We start from the raw sequence: 14,656 nt of genomic DNA, 5'->3' as shown, positions 1-14,656 counted from the left end.
CCCGCCCCGCCCGCCCACTACTGTTTTCCCGGTACACGCGGGTGGGGGGAGAGCAGAGCCGATGAGTCGTCGGTCCAGCGGGATGATCGGGGTCTGGGCCGAGGCCCAGCGACAGCAGCAGCAGACGCAGCTGATCCAGATGCGCGAGGCGGAGCGCCGGCAGCGGGCGTACGAGCGTGAGGCGGCCCGGGACCGGCGCGAGCAGCAGGCCGCCTACCGGCAGCACCGCGAGGCCGAGGCGCGGCGTCGTACCGAGCAGCTGGACGCGCGGGTGGAGGCGCTGCGGGGGCTGCTGGCCTCGGGCTGCCGGGCACCGGCGTTCCGGATGGCCTCCCTGGTGCGGGCCGAGCAGCTCCAGCCCTTCGACCCCGGCGCCCTCGCGCACCCCGTGCCCATGCCGCAGCTGGCGCAGTTCCAGCAGCAGGGCGGCGGCTGGACCCTCGGCTCGCGCGGCCGGGCCCAGGCGGAGCGGGAGGCCCACGACCGGTACACGCGGGCCTGGCAGGCCGCGCACGCCGCCGAACAGGACCGCCTGCGCCGGCTGGCGGCGTACCGGGAGCAGTACGACCGGTGGGCGGCGGAGCAGCTCGCCGGTATCCGCCGGCACAACGACGGCCTCACCGATCTGGCCGGCGCCCTGCGCGCGGGAGAGCCCGACGCGGTGGTGGAGTACTTCTCCGCGGCCCTGTACGCCTCGACCGCCTGGCCCGGCGAGCTGCCCCGCCAGGTGTCGGCGGCGTACGACCCCGCGGCGCGCCAGCTCGTACTGGACTGGGAGCTGCCCCGGTACGAGGTGGTGCCGGAGGTGAAGTCCGTGCGGTACACGCCGAGCACGGACCAGGACAGGGAGACGGCCCGTCCGGCCACGCAGCGCCGGGCGCTGTACCGGGACGTGCTCGCCCAGTGCCTGCTGCTGGTACCGCGCGAGCTGTACGCGGCGGACGAGTTCGGCGCCCTGGACTCGGTGGTGGTCAACGGCTTCGTGGACGACCACGATCCGGTGACGGGCCGGGAGGCCCAGATCGTACTGGCGGCCGTGCAGGCGGCGCGTACCGCCTTCTCCGGGCTGCGGCTGGAGCAGGTGAGCGCGGTGGACTGCCTGACCGAGGGGCTGCGGGGGCAGCTGTCGGCGCGGCCGGACCAGCTGACGGCCGTCCGTGCGGGCCGCCGGCCGGACGAGGTCGGCGGGGGCGTCGTCAGCCACGGCGGGCACACCGGGGGCGGCGAGGAGGAACCCGACCTCTTCCAGATGGACCCGATCGCCTTCGAGAACCTGGTCGCCGAACTCTTCCGGGCGATGGGTATGGAGGCGGTGACCACACAGCGGTCCGGCGACGGCGGTGTGGACGTCGAGGCGCTGGACCCGGCCCCGATCCGGGGCGGGCGGATCGTGGTGCAGGTCAAGCGCTACCGCAACACCGTGCCGCCGACGGCGGTACGGGACCTGTACGGCACGGTCCAGGACGCGGGGGCGAACAAGGGGGTGCTGGTCACCACCTCGTCCTTCGGACCGGGGTCGTACACCTTTGCCAACGGCAAGCCGCTGGAGTTGGTTCCCGGCGCGGACCTGGTGGAGCTGCTGCACCGGTACGGCCTGCGGGGGCGCCTCGGCGGCGGCTCCGTCCCGGCGCAGCGGAGCGCCGGTTCCTCGCCGGAGGCCGGCGCCGGGGGCCCGGCCGCCACGCCCACCGCGGCCGGCCCGGCCGCCGGGGCCGAGTTGCCTCCCGTCCCCGCCGACCGCAACCTGCTGGGCATGACCTGGTCGGGCGGCGTGGCACTGGACGTGTGCGCGCTGGTCTGCGAGGGCGGCCGGGTGTTGAGCGAGGACCACTTCGTCTTCTTCAACAACCCCGGGACCCCGGACGGTTCGGTGCGCTCGCGTCCGCACTCCGCCCCGGACAAGGCGGCCGTCGAGGTCGGCTTCGACGCCCTCCCGCAGCGCGCCGACCGCCTGGTGCTGGTCGCCGCGGTCGACCCCCAGGTGAATCCGGACGCCGATCTGGCCGGCTTCACCGACGCCCGGATCCGGCTGCTGGACGCGACGGGCGCGGAGATCGACCAGCTGGAGGTCTCCGACGGCCGGGCGGGCGAGACGGCCCTGGTGCTGGGCTCCTTCCGGCGCCGCCCCAACGGCGACTGGAAGTTCGTCATCGGCGGCAAGGGCTACCGGGGCGGCCTCGCGGACCTGCTGCGGGAGTACGGCGTCGAGGTGGCCTGAGCGCCGGCCCTGAGGCCGGGGCTCACGGCTCCTGTGTGAAGTCCGGCGCGAACGGGCCCTCGGAGTCGAACGGGCCCTCCGGCCCAAGGGCGTCCTCCGGCGCGAAGGGGTCCGAGGGCTCGGTCGGCGCCGGCCGGGGGGCGTAGCGCAGGACCGCCCACATGCTCTCGGGGCGGGCCTCGTGCGGGGCCGGTTCGCGGCAGGCCTCCAGCTCGCGCAGCAGGCCCGGTCCGTCGATGCCGGCGCCGATCAGGACGAGCTGCGTGCGGCGCGGTTCCCCCCGCCCCCAGGGGCCGGGGCCGAACCGCAGGAAGCGGCCGACCGCGTGGACCTCGTACCGTTCCTCGTGGCCGGGCACGCCGAACCAGACGAACCCCTTGATCCGGTAGAGGCCGGCCGGGCGCCGGTCGAGGAAGTTGATGAGCCGGCGCGGGGAGAGGGCCTGGTCGGAGGTGAACTCGACGCTCTCGTAGCGGGCGTGCGCGTGCCCGGCGTGGGCGCCGCCGTCGTGGTCCTGGGCCGCCTCCGCGATCAGGTCCTCGAAGGAGAGCTGCCCGCGCGTCTCGGCCCAGGGGCGGCGGTCGAACAGCATCTCCGGGTCGATGCGCCCGTGGTCGGCGCCGACCACGGGCGTCCCCGGGGCGCAGAGCGCGGCGAGTTCCCCCTCGATCCGGGAACGTTCGGCGGGGTCCACCCGGTCGGTCTTGTTGAGCACCACCAGGTCGGCGACGGCGAGGTGACGGTCGGTCTCGGGGTGCGCGGCCCGGGTCCGGTCGAACTCCGCCGCGTCGACGACCTGCACCAGACCGCCGTAGCGGATCGCCGGGTTCTCGTTGGCGATCAGCATCCGGATCATCTCCTGGGGCTCGGCGAGCCCGCTGGCCTCGATGACGATCACGTCGATCCGGTGGACGGGCGCGGCGAGCCTGTCCAGGTACGCGTCCAGTTCGCTGCCGTCGACCGCACAGCACAGGCAGCCGCCGCCGAGGGAGACCATCGAGTCGCCGACCTGTCCGGCCACCGACATCGCGTCGATCTCGATCGAGCCGAAGTCGTTCACGACGACGCCGATCCGGGTGCCGCCCCGGTTGGCGAGGAGGTGGTTGAGGACGGTGGTCTTGCCGGAACCGAGGAATCCGGCGAGGACCACGACGGGGATGGGCTGGACGCTGTTCATCCGGACGATCGTAGCCAGCCGAGGCCGGCCTCAGGCGGGCACGGGTACCGGCCGCGGCGGGGTCGGGCCGGTGTAGCGCGCGGCCGGGCGGATGATCTTCGAGTCGGCGGCCTGTTCCAGGACGTTGGCGCTCCAGCCGATCACCCTCGCCGCGCAGAAGGTCGGGGTGAACATCTCGCGCGGCAGCCCGCACAGCTCCATGACCACGCCCGCGTAGAACTCCACGTTGGTGTGCAGCTCACGGCCCGGCTTGAGCTCGGCGAGGATCTCCTCCACCTGCCGCTCGACCTCGACGGCGAAGTCCACGAGCGGCCCGCCGAACTGCCGGGCGATCTCCCGCAGCATCCGCGAACGCGGGTCCTCGGTGCGGTACACGGGGTGGCCGAAGCCCATGATCCGGTCCCCGGCCAGCACCCGCTCCCGGATCCAGGGGCCGATGCGCTCCACCGTGCCGATGGCGTCCAGGGTGTCCAGGGCCCGGCTCGGCGCGCCGCCGTGCAGGGGGCCGGAGAGCGCGCCGATCGCCCCGGCGAGGCAGGCCGCGACATCGGCACCGGTGGAGGCGATGACGCGGGCGGTGAAGGTGGAGGCGTTGAAGCCGTGGTCGACGGTGGAGATCAGGTACCGCTCGACGGCGCGGGCGCGGACCGGGTCGGGTTCGGTGCCGGTCAGCATCCACAGGTAGTTGGCGGCGTACGGGAGGTCGTCGCGCGGTCCGACCGGCTCCAGGCCCCGGCCCAGCCGGTGCAGGGCGGTGAGCAGGGTGGGCACGGCGGCGCAGGCGGCGAGGGCGTCGGCGGCCCGGCGGCCGGGGTCGAGGTCGTAGACCGGCCGGAATCCGGAGCGGGCGCCCAGCAGCGAGAGCGCGGTGCGCAGTCCGGAGAGCGGCCCGGAGGGGGCGGTGGCACGGGCCAGGGCCGGGAGGGCGTCCCGCACCTCGACGGGCAGGTGCCGCAGCGTGGCGGTCTCGGCGGCGAAGGCGTCCCGCTCGGCGAGGTCCGCGGGGAGCGTGCCGCGGAACATCAGGTGCCACACGTCCTCGAAGGTGCGGCTCTCGGCGAGTTCGACGGCCGAGTACTGGCGGTAGTGGTAGAAGCCCTCACGGCCCCGGACGTCACCGAGCTGGGTCTCGGTGACCACGACTCCCGCGAGACCGCGGGGTACTTCGACGGTGGTGTTCATGGATCGACCATCCATCCGTGATGCGATCCATGTCAATATTGATTGAATCAACATATGTAGGCTGTGTGTCATGAGCGACGACCACGGCGACGGCCGGCCCGGCGAGACCGGTACCGAGAGACGGCTGACCACCCGCGAGGCCGCGCAGCTCCTCGGGGTGAAGCCCGCGACCGTCTACGCGTACGTCAGCCGCGGCCAGCTCGGCAGCCGCCGCGACGCGGTCGGGCGGGGCAGCACCTTCGACGCCCGCGAGGTGGAGGCCCTGGCGAGGCGCAGCCGGCGGGAGGCCGCGGTCCCCGCCGGGGAGCTCTCCGTGCGCACCTCGCTCACCCTCATCGAGGACGACCGGTACTTCTTCCGGGGCGTCGACGCCGTGGAACTGGCCTCCGCGTACGCCTTCGAGGAGGTCGCCGAATGGCTCTGGACGGGCGCCCTGCCGCGGGGCGCCCGGTTCACCGCTCCCCCGGAGGCGCTCGCCGCCGCCCGGCGGGCGGTGGCCGCGCTGCCCGAGCACAGCGGGCCCCTCGACCGGCTGCGGGTCGCGGTCGCCGCCGCGGCGGTGGTGGACCCGCTGCGCTTCGACCTGTCCGAGGAGGCGGTACTGGGCTCCGCGCGCTGCCTGATCCCGACGCTGGTCGGCGCCCTGCCCGGGCCGTCACCCCGGGAGGCCGGCGGGGACGCCGACGGGCCGCTCGCCCGGGCCCTGTGGCCCCGCCTGACCGGGCGGGAGCCGGACCCCGCGGCGGTCGGCACTCTGGACCTGGCCCTGGCCCTGCTGGCCGACCACGACCTGGCCGCCTCCACCCTGGCGGTACGGGTGGCCGCCTCGGCGCGGGCCCATCCGTACGCGGTCGTCTCGGCCGGGCTCGGCGCGCTGGAGGGTCCCCTGCACGGGGCGGCCGGGCGGCTCGCGCACCGCATGCTGGCGGAGGTGCTGGAGCGGGGCGGTGCCGCGCCGGTGGTGGCGGAGCACCTGCGCGCGGGTCGCCCGGTGCCCGGGCTCGGCCACCGGCTCTACCGGGGCGAGGACCCGAGGGCCCGGGCCCTGTTCGGGCGCCTGAAGGCGCTCCCGCAGGCCGCCCCGGCGCTCGGCGCGGCACGTGACGTGGCGGCGGTGATGGCCCGGCACGGGCTGCACGCCAATGTGGACCTGGCGCTGGCGGTACTGACGGTGTCCTGCGGGATGACCGCCGAGGCAGGGGAGACGGTCTTCGCGGTCGCCCGGACGGCGGGCTGGATCGCGCACGCGCTGGAGGAGTACCAGGAACGCCCCCTGCGCATGCGCCCGAGCGGCCACTACACGGGCCCCCGGCCTCCCCGCCCGCTGCCCTGATACCCGCCGCGCCCCCGGGGCGCCGCCCGGAACGGCCGCCATCCGGCCGGCCGGCCCCGGCCGGGCGGTCGCGACGCACCGCCTGCGGGTGGGCCTTCTCATAGACGGGGGAAATTCCGCTTCCTCTCCCGCCCGCCTACGGTGCTAGTCATGCGGTTCCTCCCCACGGGCTCTCGGCGCCTCGGGCTGCCCAGACGGGCCGTCTCACAGATCCTGCTGACGCAGCTGGCCATCGCGGCGGGCGTCGCCGTCCTGGCGACCGGTCTCTTCCTGGCCCCGCTGAGCGGCCAGCTGGACGACCAGGCGATGCGGCGGGCCCTGGCCATCGCCCAGAGCGCGGCGGCGGACCCGTCCCTGGCCGCCGACCTCCTGCGGTCGCGGCCCTCCGCGGACAGCCCCGTGCAGTCCGCCGCCGAACGGATTCGCCGGGCGACCGGGGCCGAGTACGTCGTCGTCATCGACCTCGACGGCATCCGCCGCTCGCACCCGAGCCCCGACCGCATCGGACGGCCCGTTTCCACCGACCCCGGCGACGCCCTCGCGGGCCACGACGTGATGGAGATAGACGAGGGCACCCTGGGCCGCTCCGCCCGGGGCAAGGTCCCCCTGGTCGCCGCCGACGGGGAGGTCGTCGGCGCCGTCTCCGTCGGCATCGCCTACGACAGCGTCCGCGACCGGCTGCTCGGTGCCATCCCCGGACTGCTCGCCCATGCGGGCGGCGCCCTGGCCGCCGGTGCGCTGGCCGCCTACCTGCTCTCGCGCCGGATCCAGCGGCAGACCCGCGACCTGGCCTTCTCCGATATCGCGGGCCTCCTCGCGGAACGCGAGGCCATGCTGCACTCCATCCGAGAAGGCGTGATCGCCCTCGATCCGGACGACCGGGTCCGCCTCGTCAACGACGAGGCCGTCCGGCTGCTGGGACTCCCCGAGGACAGCGCGGACACCCTCGCCGGCCGGCCCCTGGACGAGGTGCTGGGCTCGGGCCGCACCAGCGACGTCCTGACCGGCCGGGTCACCGGCCGTGACCTGCTGACCGTCCAGGGCCCGCGGGTCCTGGTCGCCAACCGCATGCCCACCGCGGACGGCGGAGCCGTCGCCACCCTCCGCGACCGCACCGAGGTGGAGCGCCTGGGCCGCGAACTGGACTCCACCAAAGGTCTGATCGACGCCCTGCGCGCACAGGACCACGAGCACGCCAACCGTCTCCACACCCTGCTCGGCCTGCTCGAACTGGAACTGCACGAGGAAGCCGTCGCCTTCGTCACCGAGGTCGTCGGCGTGCACCGGACCACGGCCGAGCAGGTCACCGAGAAGGTCCACGACCCCCTGCTCGCCGCCCTGCTGGTGGGCAAGGCCACCGTCGCCGCCGAGCGCGGGGTCACGCTGCGCCTCTCCCCGTCCGCCCTCCTCCCCGACCGCCTGGTGGACCCGGGCGGTCTGGTCACGATCCTCGGCAATCTCGTGGACAACGCCATGGACGCGGCGGCCGGCTCGGCCTCGCCCCTGGTCGAGGTCGACATCCGCGCGGAGGGACGCACCGCCGTCCTGCGGGTGCGCGACAGCGGTCCCGGGATCCCCGCCGGCCGGCGCGAGGACGTCTTCACCGAGGGCTGGTCGACCAAGCAGCCCAAGGCCCACCGCGAGCGCGGGCTGGGGCTGGCCCTCGTGCGCCGCCTCGCGGAGCGGCAGGGCGGCAGCGCCCGGGCCGGTGAAGCAGCGGACGGAGGGGCGGAGTTCTCCGTCGTACTCCCGGAGGCCCTGCGATGAACGAGACCCCGATCCACGTATTGGTCGTCGACGACGACATGCGTGTTGCCAGGATCAACGCGGCCTACGTGGCGAAGGTTCCCGGATTCCAGGTGTCCGGCGAGGTCCATTCGGCGGCCGAGGCCCTCGGCTTCCTCACCGCCCGCCCGGTGGACCTGGTCCTCCTCGACCACTACCTCCCGGACGGGCACGGCCTCGACCTGGTGCGCCGCCTGCGCCAGCTGGGCCACCACACCGACGTGATCATGGTCACGGCCGCCCGGGACCTGGCCACCGTCCAGGCGGCCATGCGGCTCGGCGCCCTCCAGTACCTGGTCAAGCCGTTCACCTTCGCCGGCCTGCGCGCCAAGCTGGAGGCCTACGCCTCCCTGCGCCGCTCCCTCTCCGGCGGCGGCGAGGCCGAACAGGCCGAGGTCGACCGGATCTTCGGCGCCCTCGCCGCGGCCGACACTCCGAACGAGCTGCCCAAGGGCCACTCCCCCACCACCGCGGAGCTGGTCCGCCAGGTGCTGCGCGCCGCCGAAGGCCCCCTGTCCACCCAGCAGATCGCCGACCGCGCCGGCGTCAGCCGGCAGACCGCGCAGCGCTACCTGAAGCTGCTGGACCGCGCCGGCCGCGTCACCCTGGCCCTGCGCTACGGCGAGACCGGCCGCCCCGAACACCGCTACGCCTGGCGCCCGTCGGACACCGCTTAGGAACCGGGCGGCTCACACCGCACCGGCCCCGGTCAGGGAGCGGACCTCCGTCTCGGCGTGCTTGCGCTCGTCCGCCTCCTCCGCCGAGGTGACGGTGCCCAGCCAGCCGGCCAGGAAGCCGAGCGGGATCGAGACGATCCCCGGGTTCTGCAGCGGGAAGTACTGGAAGTCCACCCCCGGGAAGAGGGACTCGGGGCTCCCGGAGACGACGGGTGACAGGACGACCAGCAGCACCGCCGGAACCAGCCCGCCGTACACCGACCAGACCGCCCCCCGTGTGGTGAAGCCCCGCCAGAACAGCGAGTACAGCAGCACCGGCAGGTTGGCGGAGGCCGCCACTGCGAAGGCCAGCCCCACCAGGAAGGCCACGTTCAGGTCCTGCGCCAGCAGCCCCAGGGCGATGGCCACCGCCCCGATCCCCACGGCCGCGACCCGGGCCACGGCCACCTCGCTGCGCTGCCTGGCGCGGCGGCGCCTGAGGGAGGCGTACAGATCGTGCGCGACGGAGGCCGACGAGGCCAGGGTGATCCCGGCGACCACGGCGAGGATGGTCGCGAAGGCGATGGCCGACACGATCGCGAACAGCACCGCGCCCCCGGTGGACTCGGCGCCCCCGCCGAGGAAGGCCGCCAGCAGCGGTACGGCCGTGTTCCCTGAGGCGTTCGAGGCCCGCACCTCGTCGGGACCCACCAGCGCGGCCGCCCCGAATCCGAGGACGACGGTCATCAGGTAGAAGCCGCCGATCAGCGCGATCGCCCACACCACCGACCGGCGGGCGGCCCGCGCGGTCGGCACGGTGTAGAAGCGCGACAGGATGTGGGGCAGCCCGGCGGTGCCCAGGACCAGGGCGAGACCGAGGCTCATGAAGTCGATCCGGGCGGTCCAGTCCCCTCCGTACTTCAGGCCGGGACTCAGGAAGCGGGCCCCGTGCCCGCTGCGCTCCGCGGCGCCGGTCAGGAGCTGGTCGACGTTCCCGTGGAAGCGGAGCAGGACGAGCACGGTCAGGGCGAGGGCCCCGCCCATCAGCAGCACGGCCTTGACGATCTGGATCCAGGTGGTGGCCCGCATCCCGCCGAAGGTCACGTAGACCACCATCAGCGCGCCCACGCCGATCACGGTGAGGGTCCGGGCGGCGGGGCCCGCGTCCGAGAGCAGCAGGCCCACCAGGGTGCCCGCCCCGACCATCTGCGCGACCAGGTACAGCACCGACACGACCACCGAGGAGGTTCCGGCGGCGATCCGGACGGGCCGCTCGCTCATCCGCGCGGCGACCACGTCGGCGAGGGTGAACCGCCCGCAGTTGCGGACCAGTTCGGCGACCAGGAACAGGACCACCAGCCAGGCGACGAGGAAGCCGACGGAGTAGAGCAGGCCGTCGTAGCCGAAGAGGGCGATCAGCCCGGAGATCCCGAGGAAGGAGGCGGCCGACATGTAGTCGCCGGCGATGGCGAAACCGTTCTCCAGCGGTGAGAAGAGCCGCCCGCCCGCGTAGAACTCCTCGGCCGAGCCGTGCCGGTTGCGGCTGACCCAGGTCGTGATGCCGAGGGTGACCGCGATGAAGGCGCTGAAGAGGATCAGCGCGAGGGTCTGGTGCTCGGTGGTCACGCGTCCTCCCCGGGGCCGGCCGCCGTCCGCGGCTGCCCGTGCTGCTGCTCGCGGGCGGGCGCCCGTCCCTGTGCGCGCTCCTGGCCCCGTCCCCGCGCCCGCTCCTGTACGCGTTCCTGCTCGAAGACCGTCCAGCGCAGGTCGAGCGCCGCCCGGTCGCGGCGCAGCCGCGCGTGCCGGGCGTAGGCCCAGGTCAGCAGGAAGGTGCTGAGGAACTGTCCGAGGCCGGCCAGCAGGGCCACGTTGACCGCGCCGGCCACGGGCCGGGCCATGAACCCGGGTGCCGCGGTGGCGGCGACCACGTAGGCGACGTACCAGAGGAAGAAGCCGGCGGTCGCGGGGACGACGAACCCGCGGTAGCGGCCGCGGACCTCCTGGAAGGCGGCGCTGCGCTGCACTTCCAGGTAGATGTCGGACGCGCCGGGCCCGGCCCGGCCTCCGGGAGGCGGGGCGACCTGGGCCGGGACCGTGTCCGATCCCTCGCCCCAGCCCACGGCCAGCGCGTCGTACCAGGGGTCGTCCAGCCGGACCGTTCCGGCATCACGGCCTTCGTGCTTGTCCACCGAACTCTCCTTGTCCGCCGCCGCATTGGCCGCGTGCCCACAAGGATGTGCCGGGTGGTCGGTTTCCGGACTGATGTACCGGTGCTCTTCACCCCTTCAGGTGATGGAGCGAGCGGCACCGGTGTGCCGGAACGAAGTTTCCGCATCCGCGGTACCGGCCGCCGCCGGCCGGTACCGCGCGCGGGTCAGGCGTCGATGCGCGAGCGGTCCAGGGTCGCCGCGGAGCCGGTGATGAACTCCTTGCGCGGGGCCACCTCATTGCCCATGAGCAGGTCGAAGACCTGCTCGGCGGAGTCCAGGTCGCCGATGTTGATGCGCCGCAGGGTGCGGTGGCGGGGGTCCATGGTGGTCTCCGCCAGCTGGTCCGCGTCCATCTCGCCGAGGCCCTTGTAGCGCTGGATGGCGTCCTTGTACCGGATGTTCTTGCGCTGGTACTCCAGCAGGGTCTGGCGCAGCTCGTTGTCCGAATACGTGTAGACGTACTTGTCCTGACCCTTCTTGGGCTGGACGAGCTCGATCCGGTGCAGCGGCGGCACGGCCGCGAAGACCCGGCCCGCCTCGACCATCGGGCGCATGTACCGCTGGAAGAGCGTGAGCAGCAGGCAGCGGATGTGCGCGCCGTCCACATCGGCGTCGACGAGGAGGACGATCTTCCCGTAGCGGGCGGCGTCGATGTCGAAGGTGCGGCCGGAGCCGGCTCCTATGACCTGGATGATCGCTCCGCACTCGGCGTTCTTGAGCATGTCCGAGACCGAGGACTTCTGGACGTTGAGGATCTTGCCCCGGATCGGCAGCAGCGCCTGGAACTCGGAGTTCCGCGCGAGCTTGGCCGTACCGAGCGCGGAATCGCCCTCGACGATGAAGAGCTCGCTGCGCTCCACGTCGTCGCTGCGGCAGTCGGCCAGCTTGGCGGGCAGCGAAGACGACTCCAGCGCGGTCTTGCGGCGCTGCGCCTCCTTGTGCTGGCGGGCCGCGATCCTGGTCCGGGCGGCCGCGACGATCTTCTCCATCACGGCGCGGGCCTGCTGCTTGTCGTCGCGCTTGGTGGAGGTCAGGAAGGCCTTGAGCTCCTTGGCGACGACGGCGGCCACGATCCGGGTGGCCGCGGAGGTGCCGAGCACCTCCTTGGTCTGGCCCTCGAACTGCGGCTCGGCGAGCCGGACGGTGACGACCGCCGTCATGCCCTCCATGGCGTCGTCCTTGACCACGTCGTCCTCGGCGACGCGCAGCAGCTTCGCGGAGCGCAGCACCTCGTTCACCGTCTTGGTGACCGAGCGCTCGAAGCCGGAGACGTGGGTGCCGCCCTTGGGGGTGGCGATGATGTTCACGAAGGACTTGACGCCGGTCTCGTACCCCGTGCCCCAGCGCAGGGCGATGTCCACGCCGAGCTCGCGGGTGACCTCGGTGGGGGTCATGTGGCCGCGGTCGTCGAGGACCGGGACGGTCTCCTTGAAGGTGCCCGAGCCGGTCAGGCGCAGGACGTCGCAGACGGCCTTGTCCGGGGCGAGGTAGTCGCAGAACTCGCTGATGCCCCCGTCGAAGCGGAAGGTCTCCTCGGTCTTGCCCGCGCCGTCGAGGCCCCGCTCGTCGCGGACGAGGATGGTCAGGCCGGGCACGAGGAAGGCGGTCTGGCGGGCGCGCTGGTAGAGGGTCTCCAGGGAGAGCCGGGCGTCCTTGAGGAAGATCTGCCGGTCGGCCCAGTAGCGGACCCGCGTGCCCGTCCTGCCCTTGGGGATCCGCTTGACCTTGCGCAGCCCGCTCGCGGGGTCGAAGGCACTGTCGGGGTCCTGGTCCGCGAAGACGCCGGGGACGCCGCGGCGGAAGCTGATGGCGTGGGTGGAGCTGCCCCGGTCGACCTCGACGTCCAGGCGGGCCGACAGGGCGTTGACCACGGAGGCGCCGACGCCGTGCAGACCGCCGGAGGCCGCGTACGATCCCCCGCCGAACTTGCCGCCGGCGTGCAGCTTGGTCATGACGACCTCGACCCCGGACAGGCCGGTCTTGGGCTCGACGTCGACCGGGATGCCGCGGCCGTTGTCGCGGACCTCGACGGAGGCGTCGTCGTGGAGGATCACCTCGATGTGGTCGCAGTAGCCGCCCAGGGCCTCGTCGACGGAATTGTCGATGATCTCCCAGAGGCAGTGCATCAGGCCTCGGCTGTCGGTGGAGCCGATATACATACCGGGGCGCTTGCGGACGGCCTCGAGGCCTTCGAGGACGAGCAGGTGCCGCGCGGTGTAGTTGGAGCCGTCCCGGTCTGCTCCGGACAGCAGCGCGCTGGAAGGCACGGACGTGTCGGCGGTCACGCAGTTCGCTCCTCGCTGAATTTCTTTTCTGGCCCGGTCGGGCGCAGGGATGGCTCGGTCGCCGCTCGAAGGGTACCGAGGCCTGGTAGAGCCGATGCAACGCCACCCTCGTGGCTCCCACAGCGTAGTGCAGATCCGCACGGATGTTCGATCCCCCGTGGGGGTGAAGCAAACATCACGTTCCCTTCGACGCATGAACCATTTAGGGTTCGGGCACGTCCTCATGCACAACCGGCACTCACGCCGGGAGGACGAGAACTGCTACAAGCGAACGACTGACAACGCGAAACCGTAAAGCAACGCAATACGGCTCCTTCGCCGCCAACCGGCAGCAGCCGGCCAGCTTCGGAAGGAAGTTTCGAGGAAAAGCCGCGAGCGGGAACGTTTTCGGCCTGGTTGGATGTTGACCCTGGTACGACAGCTCGTCGAGCTAGAGAAGAGGCGACGTGACTACTGTTCTGACACCCGCGACCCCGCTGACGGCCGCTGACCGATGCGACCGTTGCGGCGCCCAGGCATATCTGCGCGTCGTCCTCCTGAGCGGTGGTGAACTGCTCTTCTGCGCCCACCACGGGCGTAAGTTCGAGCCGGAACTCAAGAAGATCGCCGCGGAAATACAGGATGAGACCGAGCGGCTTACGTCCGCTCCGGCCGCCGCCAGCGCGGCCGACGAGGACCGCTGACACAAGCCTGAACCTCGCATCCGACGAGCCAGGACCGGCCAGGCCGGTCGACGGGCGGCATCTCTGAGACCCAGGGATGGCCGCCCGTCCTCATGTCCGGGACCGCCCGGGCCCCGCCGCTTCCGGTCCCCGTACCCCTTCAGGGGCCGTACGGGCCACCTGTAGCCCCTCCGCGGCCTCGGGTGGTGTCCTTAGAGCTCGCCCGGCCGTACGTCCCCCTGCGGGCCGCTCACGAAGCCGACCAACGGGGCGATCCGGGTGTACACCCCCGGGCTGTCCGCGCGCCCGCAGCCCCGGCCCCAGGACACCAGCCCGATGAGCCGCCCCTGGGCCACCAGCGGCCCGCCGCTGTCGCCCTGGCAGGCGTCCTTCCCGCCGGAGCGGTCGCCCGCGCACACCATGGAGTCCTCCTGGTAGCGCCCGTCCGAGTCCCCCGGGTACGCCCGGCGGCAGACGTCGTCCGCCAGTACCGTGACCCGCGCCGCCCGCAGCCCGTACGCGTAGTCGCCGAAGCCGCTGGTGTCTCCCCACCCGTACACGGCCGCCTCGGTGCCCGCTCCGTAGGCGGGGTGGCCGGCGCCGGCCATGGGGAGGACGTGGTCCGCCGGCACCGCCTCGGCCAGCTCCAGGACGGCCAGGTCCCCGGCATTGGTCCCGGGGTCGTAGGCCGGGTTCACCCGGGCGCCCAGTACCGCGATCTCACGGCCCTCGGGTGCGCGGAGCTCCGTACGTCCGGTGATCACGCGGAAGTCGGTGACGGATTCGACGGGCCCGCCCAGCACCTGGCGGCCCAGGCAGTGCGCCGCCGTCACCACCGTGGTGGGTGCCACGACGACACCCCCGCAGAACTGCCCGTCGCGGATACCCCCGAACCGGTCACGGCTGGCGAGGGCCACCACCCACGGACTGTCGGCGACCCGCACCGGGCTCCCGCCTATGACGATGCTGTCCGCGGCCACCCTGGGCGCCTGGGCCAGCGGCGCCGCGGCCGCTCCCGCCACGAGGGTCAGAGCGCCCACCAGGACACGGGCGAAGGGACGACGCATGAGGCCTCCTGACTCTGAGTGTGCTCGAATACACCCAGAGTGGGATGACCCGGGAACATGCGCACCTGCTGCCCGGGGCGG

11 protein-coding genes are annotated in these 14,656 nt (G+C 73.2%); 5 read left to right on the top strand and 6 right to left on the bottom strand.

All coding sequences use genetic code 11. The features are described 5' to 3' along the window. Positions 1 to 61 precede the first annotated feature (61 nt). Positions 62 to 2,218, top strand: a complete 2,157-nt coding sequence (locus ACFY7H_RS15680; protein ID WP_388938298.1) for a restriction endonuclease — start codon at positions 62 to 64, stop codon at positions 2,216 to 2,218. A gap of 22 nt (positions 2,219 to 2,240) precedes the next feature. Here ACFY7H_RS15680 and ACFY7H_RS15675 read toward each other — a convergent pair whose 3' ends face one another. Then, positions 2,241 to 3,395: a CobW family GTP-binding protein gene (locus tag ACFY7H_RS15675; RefSeq protein WP_388938296.1), complete on the bottom strand. Its 1,155-nt coding sequence runs from the start codon at positions 3,393 to 3,395 to the stop codon at positions 2,241 to 2,243. 30 nt (positions 3,396 to 3,425) lie between these two features. Then, positions 3,426 to 4,577, bottom strand: a complete 1,152-nt coding sequence (locus ACFY7H_RS15670) for a citrate synthase/methylcitrate synthase (protein ID WP_388938294.1) — start codon at positions 4,575 to 4,577, stop codon at positions 3,426 to 3,428. Between the two features lie 70 nt (positions 4,578 to 4,647). Here ACFY7H_RS15670 and ACFY7H_RS15665 point away from each other — a divergent pair, with 70 nt between their 5' ends. The 3 genes from ACFY7H_RS15665 to ACFY7H_RS15655 all read left to right on the top strand — a co-directional run bounded on the left by ACFY7H_RS15665 (position 4,648) and on the right by ACFY7H_RS15655 (position 8,372). Beyond that, on the top strand, positions 4,648 to 5,910 hold the full coding sequence (locus tag ACFY7H_RS15665; protein ID WP_388938292.1) for a citrate synthase: 1,263 nt from the start codon (positions 4,648 to 4,650) through the stop codon (positions 5,908 to 5,910). Positions 5,911 to 6,060: 150 nt separating this feature from the next. Continuing rightward, positions 6,061 to 7,677 (top strand): ATP-binding protein, encoded by a 1,617-nt coding sequence (locus tag ACFY7H_RS15660; protein ID WP_388938290.1) that lies wholly within the window; start codon positions 6,061 to 6,063, stop codon positions 7,675 to 7,677. Next, the gene (locus tag ACFY7H_RS15655) at positions 7,674 to 8,372 is read left to right on the top strand and encodes a response regulator (RefSeq protein ID WP_388938288.1); all 699 of its coding nucleotides are present in this window, start codon (positions 7,674 to 7,676) and stop codon (positions 8,370 to 8,372) included. Before ACFY7H_RS15660 ends, ACFY7H_RS15655 begins: the two co-directional genes overlap by 4 nt. A 12-nt stretch (positions 8,373 to 8,384) precedes the next feature. Here the strand turns inward: ACFY7H_RS15655 and ACFY7H_RS15650 are convergent, their stop codons facing one another. The 3 genes from ACFY7H_RS15650 to ACFY7H_RS15640 all read right to left on the bottom strand — a co-directional run bounded on the left by ACFY7H_RS15650 (position 8,385) and on the right by ACFY7H_RS15640 (position 12,846). After that, complete coding sequence (locus ACFY7H_RS15650; protein WP_388938286.1) at positions 8,385 to 9,977, bottom strand: cation acetate symporter; 1,593 nt, start codon at positions 9,975 to 9,977, stop codon at positions 8,385 to 8,387. Further along, entirely contained in the window at positions 9,974 to 10,540 is a 567-nt protein-coding gene (locus ACFY7H_RS15645; protein ID WP_388938284.1) for a DUF485 domain-containing protein, read from the bottom strand. Before ACFY7H_RS15645 ends, ACFY7H_RS15650 begins: the two co-directional genes overlap by 4 nt. A gap of 185 nt (positions 10,541 to 10,725) precedes the next feature. Next, entirely contained in the window at positions 10,726 to 12,846 is a 2,121-nt protein-coding gene (locus tag ACFY7H_RS15640; protein ID WP_388938282.1) for a type IIA DNA topoisomerase subunit B, read from the bottom strand. A 446-nt stretch (positions 12,847 to 13,292) separates the two neighbouring features. On the opposite strand from ACFY7H_RS15640, the gene ACFY7H_RS15635 reads away from it, so the two are divergent. Then, complete coding sequence (locus ACFY7H_RS15635) at positions 13,293 to 13,529, top strand: hypothetical protein (RefSeq protein ID WP_125816943.1); 237 nt, start codon at positions 13,293 to 13,295, stop codon at positions 13,527 to 13,529. A 191-nt stretch (positions 13,530 to 13,720) separates the two neighbouring features. Here ACFY7H_RS15635 and ACFY7H_RS15630 read toward each other — a convergent pair whose 3' ends face one another. Next, on the bottom strand, positions 13,721 to 14,575 hold the full coding sequence (locus tag ACFY7H_RS15630; RefSeq protein WP_388938280.1) for a serine protease: 855 nt from the start codon (positions 14,573 to 14,575) through the stop codon (positions 13,721 to 13,723). Positions 14,576 to 14,656 lie beyond the last annotated feature (81 nt).

It is taken from the genome of Streptomyces sp. NPDC012794, assembly GCF_042901085.1.
In the GTDB taxonomy this organism is placed as follows: Bacteria; Actinomycetota; Actinomycetes; order Streptomycetales; family Streptomycetaceae; genus Streptomyces.
This window is presented reverse-complemented; position numbering and strand designations above follow the sequence as displayed.